This is a genomic window from Streptomyces sp. NPDC054883, from assembly GCF_053610645.1.
The window spans coordinates 53,555-62,459 of sequence record NZ_JBSGYT010000044.1 but is presented as its reverse complement, the minus strand read 5'-3'; the positions used below and the strand labels follow the sequence as shown (position 1 = coordinate 62,459).

The 8,905-nt window shown below is 70.5% G+C and carries 7 protein-coding genes; 6 read left to right on the top strand and 1 reads right to left on the bottom strand.

Features of this window, described 5'->3' with window-relative positions; all coding sequences use genetic code 11:
• Nucleotides 1-128: 128 nt before the first annotated feature.
• Nucleotides 129-629, bottom strand: a complete 501-nt coding sequence (gene bldD / locus ACWGH1_RS27170) for a transcriptional regulator BldD (protein WP_030026184.1) — start codon at nucleotides 627-629, stop codon at nucleotides 129-131.
• Between the two features lie 259 nt (nucleotides 630-888).
• Here bldD and pyrR point away from each other — a divergent pair, with 259 nt between their 5' ends.
• From pyrR to carB, 6 genes are all read left to right on the top strand, one after another.
• The gene (gene pyrR / locus ACWGH1_RS27165) at nucleotides 889-1,467 is read left to right on the top strand and encodes a bifunctional pyr operon transcriptional regulator/uracil phosphoribosyltransferase PyrR (RefSeq protein ID WP_136210900.1); all 579 of its coding nucleotides are present in this window, start codon (nucleotides 889-891) and stop codon (nucleotides 1,465-1,467) included.
• Nucleotides 1,468-1,588: 121 nt separating this feature from the next.
• Nucleotides 1,589-2,578, top strand: a complete 990-nt coding sequence (locus tag ACWGH1_RS27160) for an aspartate carbamoyltransferase catalytic subunit (RefSeq protein ID WP_453353743.1) — start codon at nucleotides 1,589-1,591, stop codon at nucleotides 2,576-2,578.
• A 2-nt stretch (nucleotides 2,579-2,580) separates the two neighbouring features.
• Nucleotides 2,581-3,867 (top strand): dihydroorotase, encoded by a 1,287-nt coding sequence (locus ACWGH1_RS27155; RefSeq protein ID WP_453353742.1) that lies wholly within the window; start codon nucleotides 2,581-2,583, stop codon nucleotides 3,865-3,867.
• Nucleotides 3,864-4,445 carry a PH-like domain-containing protein gene (locus ACWGH1_RS27150; RefSeq protein WP_453353741.1) on the top strand — a complete coding sequence of 194 codons (582 nt, stop codon included), beginning with the start codon at nucleotides 3,864-3,866 and terminating at the stop codon, nucleotides 4,443-4,445. Before ACWGH1_RS27155 ends, ACWGH1_RS27150 begins: the two co-directional genes overlap by 4 nt.
• Nucleotides 4,442-5,599: a glutamine-hydrolyzing carbamoyl-phosphate synthase small subunit gene (gene carA, locus ACWGH1_RS27145; protein ID WP_453353740.1), complete on the top strand. Its 1,158-nt coding sequence runs from the start codon at nucleotides 4,442-4,444 to the stop codon at nucleotides 5,597-5,599. The genes ACWGH1_RS27150 and carA overlap by 4 nt, the downstream gene beginning before the upstream one ends.
• Nucleotides 5,592-8,900: a carbamoyl-phosphate synthase large subunit gene (carB, locus tag ACWGH1_RS27140; RefSeq protein ID WP_453353739.1), complete on the top strand. Its 3,309-nt coding sequence runs from the start codon at nucleotides 5,592-5,594 to the stop codon at nucleotides 8,898-8,900. Before carA ends, carB begins: the two co-directional genes overlap by 8 nt.
• Nucleotides 8,901-8,905 lie beyond the last annotated feature (5 nt).

Genomic DNA, 8,905 nt, shown 5'->3' with positions numbered 1-8,905 from the left:
CCGTTGTGCGTGGTCGTGACGGTCGCTCGCCACACCCGGCTCACCACATGCGAACGGCGGGCGCCGGACCCCCTGGGGAGGTCCGGCACCCGCCGGTAACGTTTCTGCTGGGCTTGGGCCCGGTGGGACTAGACGTCCTCGTGGGCGACGGCGCGCCGGGCGTCCGCGTCCAGCACGCCCCAGCTGATGAGCTGCTCGGTCAGGACCGAGGGGGACTGGTCGTAGATGACCGCGAGGGTGCGCAGGTCGTCCTGGCGGATCGAGAGCACCTTGCCGTTGTAGTCGCCGCGCTGGCTCTGGATCGTCGCGGCGTAGCGCTGGAGCGGGCCGGCCTTCTCGGCGGGCACGCCCGCCAGCCGCTCCAGGTCGAGGCGCAGCTTCGGCGGCGGCTCGGCCGCTCCGCCCGGGGTGGTGCCCGGCAGGAGTTCCTGCACCGGAACCCCGTAGAAGTCCGCCAGCTCGGCGAGGCGCTGGACGGTCACGGCGCGGTCCCCGCGCTCGTACGAACCGACCACCACGGCCTTCCACCGGCCCTGCGACTTCTCCTCGACACCGTGGAGGGAGAGGCCCTGCTGGGTGCGGATGGCGCGGAGCTTGGCCCCGAGCTGTTTGGCGTATTCGCTGGACATAACGCTCCCGGACGCTGTGACGCTGTGACGACATGGACGGCATGACCACGAGCGGCTCCGCCGCGCGGCTGGTAACTCACTGTGAGGTTACGCAGCGTTACTTGGATGCGTCAAGCCGAATGCTTTTCAACCCCCACTTACGAGGGGTCCCGGCGCGCGCCCGGTGGACGGACCCGGGCCGTCCGGCTGCTACGGTGGAACGCGAACATCAGACGTCCTTTAAGGTCCGTCCCGTGAGGCGGAGAAGGAGGTCCTTCCCATGGACACCCAGCAGAGCTCCGATGTCATGCGTCCTGTGCTGGACGCCCAGGACATCGCGCGGGTACTGACCCGCATCGCCCACGAGATCGTCGAACGCGCCAAGGGCGCCGACGACGTGGTGCTCCTCGGCATCCCCACCCGCGGCGTCTTCCTCGCCCGCCGGCTGGCCGCCAAGCTCGAAGAGATCACCGGCACGAAGATCCCGGTCGGCTCCCTCGACATCACCATGTACCGCGACGACCTGCGGCTCAAGCCCGCCCGGGCGATCGGCAGAACCGAGATCCCCGGCGACGACATCGAAGGCCGCCTGGTCATCCTCGTCGACGACGTGCTCTTCTCCGGCCGCACCATCCGCGCCGCCCTGGACGCCCTCGGCGACCTCGGCCGCCCCCGCGCGGTCCAGCTCGCGGTCCTCGTCGACCGCGGCCACCGCGAACTGCCGATCCGCGCCGACTACGTCGGCAAGAACCTCCCCACGTCGCTGCGGGAGACCGTCAAGGTCCAGCTCCAGGAGGAGGACGGCCGCGACGCCGTACTGCTCGGCCAGCGGACCGACCGGGCAGCCGGGCAGCAGTAGCCCGAGCCGGTCCGGGTCCCGCCACGGGTGCCCCGGCCGCAGCCTGCCCTGCCCGCGACACCAGCCAGACAGTCCGCCCGCCCGCCCGGCCGACTGCCCTCCTGACCTACGGAGCACCCAGATGAAGCGCCACCTCATCTCGGCCGCCGATCTCACCCGCGACGACGCCGTCCTCATCCTCGACACCGCCGAGGAGATGGCCCGCGTCGCGGACCGGCCGATCAAGAAGCTGCCCACCCTGCGCGGCCTCACGGTCGTGAACCTCTTCTTCGAGGACTCGACCCGCACCCGGATCTCGTTCGAGGCGGCCGCCAAGCGGCTCTCCGCCGACGTCATCAACTTCTCCGCCAAGGGCTCCTCGGTTTCCAAGGGCGAATCCCTCAAGGACACCGCCCTGACCCTGGAGGCGATGGGCGCGGACGCCGTCGTCATCCGCCACCACGCCTCCGGCGCCCCCTACCGCCTCGCCACCTCCGGCTGGATCGACTCGGCCGTGGTCAACGCCGGCGACGGCACCCACGAGCACCCCACCCAGGCCCTGCTCGACGCCTTCACCATGCGCCGCCGCCTGGTCGGGCGCGACGCCGGTCTGGGCAAGGACCTGAACGGCCGCCGGATCACGATCGTCGGCGACGTCCTGCACAGCCGGGTCGCCCGGTCCAACGTCCAGCTGCTGCACACGCTGGGCGCCGAGGTCACCGTCGTGGCCCCGCCCACGCTGGTCCCGATCGGCGTCGAGAGCTGGCCGTGCGAGGTCTCGTACAACCTGGACGAGGTGCTGCCGAAGTCCGACGCGGTGATGATGCTGCGTGTGCAGCGCGAACGCATGAACGCCGCCTTCTTCCCGACCGAGCGCGAGTACTCCCGCCGGTACGGGCTCGACGGCGACCGCATGGCCAAGATGCCCGAGCACGCCATCGTGATGCACCCCGGCCCGATGAACCGCGGCATGGAGATCACCGCCGAGGTCGCCGACTCCGACCGCTGCACGGCCGTCGAGCAGGTGGCCAACGGCGTCTCCACCCGGATGGCCGTCCTGTACCTGCTGCTCGGCGGCTCCGAGCCCGCCGTCACCACCACCCCCGCCGCGCGCACCGAGGAGAGCAAGTAACCATGAGCAAGATCCTTATCCGTGGCGCGAAGGTACTCGGCGGCGAGGCGCAGGACGTCCTGATCGACGGCGAGACCATCGCGGAGGTGGGACAGAACCTGTCCGCCGAAGGCGCGACCGTGATCGAGGCCGAGGGCCAGGTGCTCCTCCCCGGCCTCGTCGACCTGCACACCCACCTGCGCGAGCCCGGCCGCGAGGACTCCGAGACCGTCCTGACCGGCACCCGGGCCGCCGCCTCCGGCGGCTACACCGCCGTCTTCGCCATGGCGAACACCTTCCCGGTCGCCGACACCGCCGGTGTCGTCGAGCAGGTCTGGCGCCTGGGCAAGGAGTCCGGCTACTGCGACGTCCAGCCCATCGGCGCCGTCACCGTCGGCCTGGAGGGCAAGCAGCTCGCCGAACTCGGCGCGATGCACGACTCCGCCGCGCACGTCACCGTCTTCTCCGACGATGGCAAGTGCGTGGACGACGCCGTGATCATGCGCCGCGCCCTGGAGTACGTGAAGGCCTTCGGCGGCGTCGTCGCCCAGCACGCCCAGGAGCCCCGCCTCACCGAGGGCGCCCAGATGAACGAGGGCGTCGTCTCCGCCGAGCTGGGTCTCGGCGGCTGGCCGGCCGTCGCCGAGGAGTCGGTCATCGCCCGTGACGTGCTCCTCGCCGAGCACGTCGGCTCCCGCGTGCACATCTGCCACCTGTCCACGGCCGGCTCCGTCGAGATCGTCCGCTGGGCCAAGTCCCGCGGCATCGACGTCACCGCCGAGGTCACCCCGCACCACCTGCTGCTCACCGAGGAGCTGGTGCGCTCGTACAACGCGGTCTACAAGGTCAACCCGCCGCTGCGCACCGAGCGCGACGTGCTGGCCCTGCGCGAGGCGCTCGCGGACGGCACGATCGACATCGTCGCCACCGACCACGCCCCGCACCCGCACGAGGACAAGGACTGCGAGTGGGCCGCCGCCGCCATGGGCATGGTCGGCCTGGAAACCGCGCTGTCCGTCGTCCAGCAGACGATGGTGGAGACCGGGCTGCTCGACTGGGCGGGCGTCGCCGAGCGGATGTCCTCCGCCCCGGCGCGGATCGGCGGCCTGGAGAACCACGGCCGCCCCGTCTCGGCAGGTGAACCCGCGAACCTGACCTTGGTCGATACCTCGTACCGTGGTGTCGTGGACCCCGCACACTTCGCCTCCCGCAGCCGCAACACGCCTTACGAGGGCCGTGAGCTGCCGGGGCGCGTCACTCACACCTTCCTGCGGGGCCGGGCAACGGTCGTGGACGGGACGCTGGCGTGACACCTGCAGTAATCCAACTGGCCGCCGAGGCCGCCGAACGACACTCGGCGGAGGTGACGGACTGGGGCGCCCGCATCGCGTGGGTGATCGGTCTGCTCGTCTTCATCGCGTTCGTCTACTGGCTGATGCGGCAGGGCTGGAAATGGCGCGGCACCCTGCAGAGCGATCTGCCGGAGCTGCCCGCCGCCCCGAGCGGTCTGCCCGCCCACCGGCTGGCCCTGACCGGCCGGTACCACGGGTCCACCACCGCCGGACAGTGGCTGGACCGGATCGTCGCCCACGGCCTGGGGGTGCGCAGCCGGGTCGAGCTCACGCTCACCGACGCGGGCCTCGACGTGGTCCGTCCGGGGGCCACCGACTTCTTCGTACCGGCCGCGCAGCTGCGCGGCGCCCGCCTCGACAAGGGGATCGCGGGCAAGGTACTCACCGAGGGCGGTCTGCTCGTCGTCACCTGGGCGCACGGCGACAAGCTGATCGACTCCGGATTCCGCTCCGACCGGGCGGCCGAACACGCCGCCTGGGTCGAAGCCGTAAACCTCATGAACCCAACCATCACGACGGAAGGCGCCGAACGATGACGACCTCCACCAGGGGAGCAGCCAAAGCTCCCGCCGTACTCGTACTGGAGGACGGCCGGATCTTCCGCGGCCGTGCCTACGGCGCTGTGGGGGAGACCTTCGGCGAGGCCGTGTTCTCCACCGGCATGACCGGCTACCAGGAGACCCTCACCGACCCGTCGTACCACCGGCAGGTCGTCGTGATGACCGCCCCGCACGTGGGCAACACCGGCGTCAACGACGAGGACCCCGAGTCCTCCCGCATCTGGGTCTCCGGCTACGTGGTGCGCGACCCCGCCCGCGTCCCCTCGAACTGGCGCTCGCGCCGCTCGCTGGACGAGGAGCTCGTCGCGCAGGGCGTCGTCGGCATCAGCGGCGTCGACACCCGGGCCCTGACCCGCCACCTGCGCGAGCGCGGCGCCATGCGCGTCGGCATCTTCTCCGGCGAGGCGGTGATGGACGACGCCGTACTGCTGGCGAAGGTCCAGGACTCCCCGCAGATGAAGGGTGCCGACCTCTCCGCCGAGGTCGCCACCGAGCGGGCCTACGTGGTCCCCGCCATCGGGGAGAAGAAGTTTACCGTGGCCGCGGTGGACCTCGGCATCAAGGGCATGACCCCGCACCGGATGGCCGAGCGCGGCATCGAGGTGCACGTGCTGCCCGCCACCGCCACCGTCGAGGACGTGTACGCGGTCAACCCGGACGGCGTGTTCTTCTCCAACGGCCCCGGCGACCCCGCCACCGCCGACCACGCGGTCTCCGTCATGCAGGGCGTGCTCGCCCGCAAGACGCCGCTCTTCGGCATCTGCTTCGGCAACCAGATCCTCGGCCGCGCGCTGGGCTTCGGCACCTACAAGCTGAAGTACGGCCACCGCGGCATCAACCAGCCCGTACAGGACCGCACCACCGGCAAGGTCGAGATCACCGCGCACAACCACGGCTTCGCCGTCGACGCGCCGCTCGACAAGGTCTCCGAGACCCCCTTCGGCCGCGCCGAGGTCTCCCACGTCTGCCTCAACGACAATGTGGTGGAAGGCCTCCAGCTGCTCGACCAGCCGGCCTTCTCCGTCCAGTACCACCCCGAGGCGGCCGCCGGCCCGCACGACGCCGCGTACCTCTTCGACCGCTTCACGTCTTTGATGAACACCGTCCTGATGGAGGCCGAGCGTGCCTAAGCGCACCGATATCCAGTCCGTCCTGGTCATCGGCTCCGGCCCGATCGTCATCGGACAGGCCGCCGAGTTCGACTACTCCGGCACCCAGGCCTGCCGCATCCTCAAGGCCGAGGGCCTGCGGGTCATCCTGGTGAACTCCAACCCCGCGACGATCATGACCGACCCGGAGATCGCCGACGCCACGTACGTCGAGCCGATCACCCCCGAGTTCGTCGAGAAGATCATCGCCAAGGAGCGCCCCGACGCCCTGCTCCCCACCCTCGGCGGCCAGACGGCGCTGAACACCGCCATCTCCATGCACGAGCAGGGTGTGCTGGAGAAGTACGGCGTCGAGCTGATCGGCGCCAACGTCGAGGCCATCAACAAGGGCGAGGACCGCGAGCTCTTCAAGGGCGTCGTCGAGGCCGTCAAGGCCAAGATCGGCTACGGCGAGTCCGCCCGCTCGGTCATCTGTCACACGATGGACGACGTCATCGAGGGCGTCGACACCCTCGGCGGCTACCCCGTCGTCGTGCGCCCCTCCTTCACCATGGGCGGCGCCGGCTCCGGCTTCGCCCACGACGAGGAAGAGCTGCGCCGCATCGCCGGCCAGGGCCTGACGCTCTCCCCGACCACCGAGGTGCTCCTGGAGGAGTCCATCCTCGGCTGGAAGGAGTACGAGCTGGAGCTGATGCGCGACACCAAGGACAACGTGGTCGTCGTCTGCTCCATCGAGAACTTCGACCCGATGGGCGTGCACACCGGTGACTCGATCACCGTCGCCCCGGCGATGACGCTGACCGACCGCGAGTACCAGCGGCTGCGCGACATCGGCATCGCGATCATCCGCGAGGTCGGCGTCGACACCGGCGGCTGCAACATCCAGTTCGCGATCGACCCGGCCGACGGCCGCGTCATCGTCATCGAGATGAACCCGCGCGTCTCGCGCTCCTCGGCGCTCGCCTCGAAGGCCACCGGCTTCCCGATCGCCAAGATCGCCGCCAAGCTGGCCATCGGCTACACGCTGGACGAGGTGCCCAACGACATCACCGAGAAGACGCCGGCCTCCTTCGAGCCGTCCCTCGACTACGTGGTCGTCAAGGCCCCGCGCTTCGCCTTCGAGAAGTTCCCGGCCGCCGACGCCACCCTCACCACCACCATGAAGTCGGTGGGCGAGGCCATGGCCATCGGCCGCAACTTCACCGAGGCGCTGCAGAAGGCCCTGCGCTCGCTGGAGAAGAAGGGCTCGCAGTTCACCTTCGTCGGCGAGCCCGGTGACAAGGACGAGCTCCTCGCCACCGCCGTCCGCCCGACCGACGGCCGCATCAACACCGTCATGCAGGCGATCCGCGCCGGAGCCACCCAGGAAGAGGTCTTCGAGTCCACGAAGATCGACCCCTGGTTCGTCGACCAGCTCTTCCTCATCAAGGAGATCGCCGACGAACTGACCGCCGCCGAGAAGCTCCACCCCGAGCTGCTCGCCGAGGCCAAGCGGCACGGCTTCTCCGACGCCCAGATCGCCGAGATCCGCGGCCTGCGCGAGGACGTCGTCCGCGAGGTCCGGCACGCGCTCGGCGTCCGCCCGGTCTACAAGACGGTCGACACCTGCGCCGCCGAGTTCGCCGCGAAGACCCCGTACTTCTACTCGTCCTACGACGAGGAGTCCGAGGTCGCGCCCCGCACCAAGCCCGCGGTCATCATCCTGGGCTCCGGCCCGAACCGCATCGGCCAGGGCATCGAGTTCGACTACTCCTGCGTCCACGCCTCCTTCGCGCTCAGCGACGCCGGCTACGAGACCGTGATGGTCAACTGCAACCCGGAGACCGTCTCGACGGACTACGACACCTCCGACCGGCTGTACTTCGAGCCGCTGACGCTGGAAGACGTCCTGGAGATCGTCCACGCCGAATCGCTGGCCGGCCCGATCGCCGGTGTCGTCGTCCAGCTCGGCGGCCAGACCCCGCTCGGTCTCGCCCAGGCGCTCAAGGACAACGGCGTCCCCGTCGTCGGCACCTCCCCGGAGGCCATCCACGCCGCCGAGGACCGCGGCGCCTTCGGCCGGGTCCTGGCCGAGGCCGGCCTGCCCGCGCCCAAGCACGGCACCGCCACCACCTTCGCGGGTGCCAAGGCGATCGCCGACGAGATCGGCTACCCGGTCCTGGTCCGCCCGTCCTACGTGCTCGGCGGCCGCGGCATGGAGATCGTCTACGACGAGACCCGGCTGGAGTCGTACATCGCCGAGTCCACCGAGATCTCGCCGACCCGCCCCGTGCTGGTCGACCGCTTCCTCGACGACGCCATCGAGATCGACGTCGACGCCCTCTACGACGGCACCGAGCTCTACCTCGGCGGCGTCATGGAGCACATCGAGGAAGCCGGCATCCACTCCGGCGACTCGGCCTGCGCCCTGCCCCCGATCACCCTCGGCGGCTACGACATCAAGCGCCTGCGCGCCTCCACCGAGGCCATCGCCAAGGGCGTCGGCGTCCGCGGCCTGATCAACATCCAGTTCGCGATGGCGGGCGACATCCTCTACGTCCTGGAGGCCAACCCCCGCGCGTCCCGCACCGTCCCCTTCACCTCGAAGGCGACCGCGGTCCCGCTCGCGAAGGCCGCCGCCCGCATCTCGCTCGGCACCACCATCGCCGAGCTGCGCGCCGAGGGCATGCTCCCGAAGACCGGTGACGGCGGCACGCTGCCGCTGGACGCGCCGATCTCCGTCAAGGAGGCCGTCATGCCGTGGTCGCGCTTCCGCGACATCCACGGCCGCGGCGTCGACACCGTCCTCGGCCCGGAGATGCGCTCCACCGGCGAGGTCATGGGCATCGACACCGTCTTCGGCACCGCCTACGCCAAGTCGCAGGCCGGCGCCTACGGCCCGCTGCCCACCAAGGGCCGGGCGTTCATCTCCGTCGCCAACCGCGACAAGCGCTCGATGATCTTCCCGGCGCGCGAGCTGGTCGCCCACGGCTTCGAGCTGATGGCGACCTCCGGCACCGCGGAGGTGCTGCGCCGCAACGGCATCAACGCCACCATCGTGCGCAAGCTCAGCGAGGGCGAGGGCCCGAACGGCGAGAAGACGATCGTCCAGCTGATCCACGACGGCCAGGTCGACCTGATCGTCAACACCCCGTACGGCACGGGTGGCCGCCTCGACGGCTACGAGATCCGTACCGCGGCCGTGGCGCGCAGCGTCCCGTGCCTGACGACGGTCCAGGCGCTGGCCGCCGCCGTCCAGGGCATCGACGCGCTCAACCGCGGCGACGTCGGCGTCCGCTCCCTCCAGGAGCACGCCGAGCACCTGACCGCGGCCCGCGACTAGCAGCC

Coding starts and splice junctions, on each gene's coding strand:
- bldD (WP_030026184.1), bottom strand. CDS start 629: ATGTCCAGCGAATACGCCAAACAGCTCGGGGCCAAGCTCCGCGCCATC.
- pyrR (WP_136210900.1), top strand. CDS start 889: ATGGACACCCAGCAGAGCTCCGATGTCATGCGTCCTGTGCTGGACGCC.
- ACWGH1_RS27160 (WP_453353743.1), top strand. CDS start 1,589: ATGAAGCGCCACCTCATCTCGGCCGCCGATCTCACCCGCGACGACGCC.
- ACWGH1_RS27155 (WP_453353742.1), top strand. CDS start 2,581: ATGAGCAAGATCCTTATCCGTGGCGCGAAGGTACTCGGCGGCGAGGCG.
- carA (WP_453353740.1), top strand. CDS start 4,442: ATGACGACCTCCACCAGGGGAGCAGCCAAAGCTCCCGCCGTACTCGTA.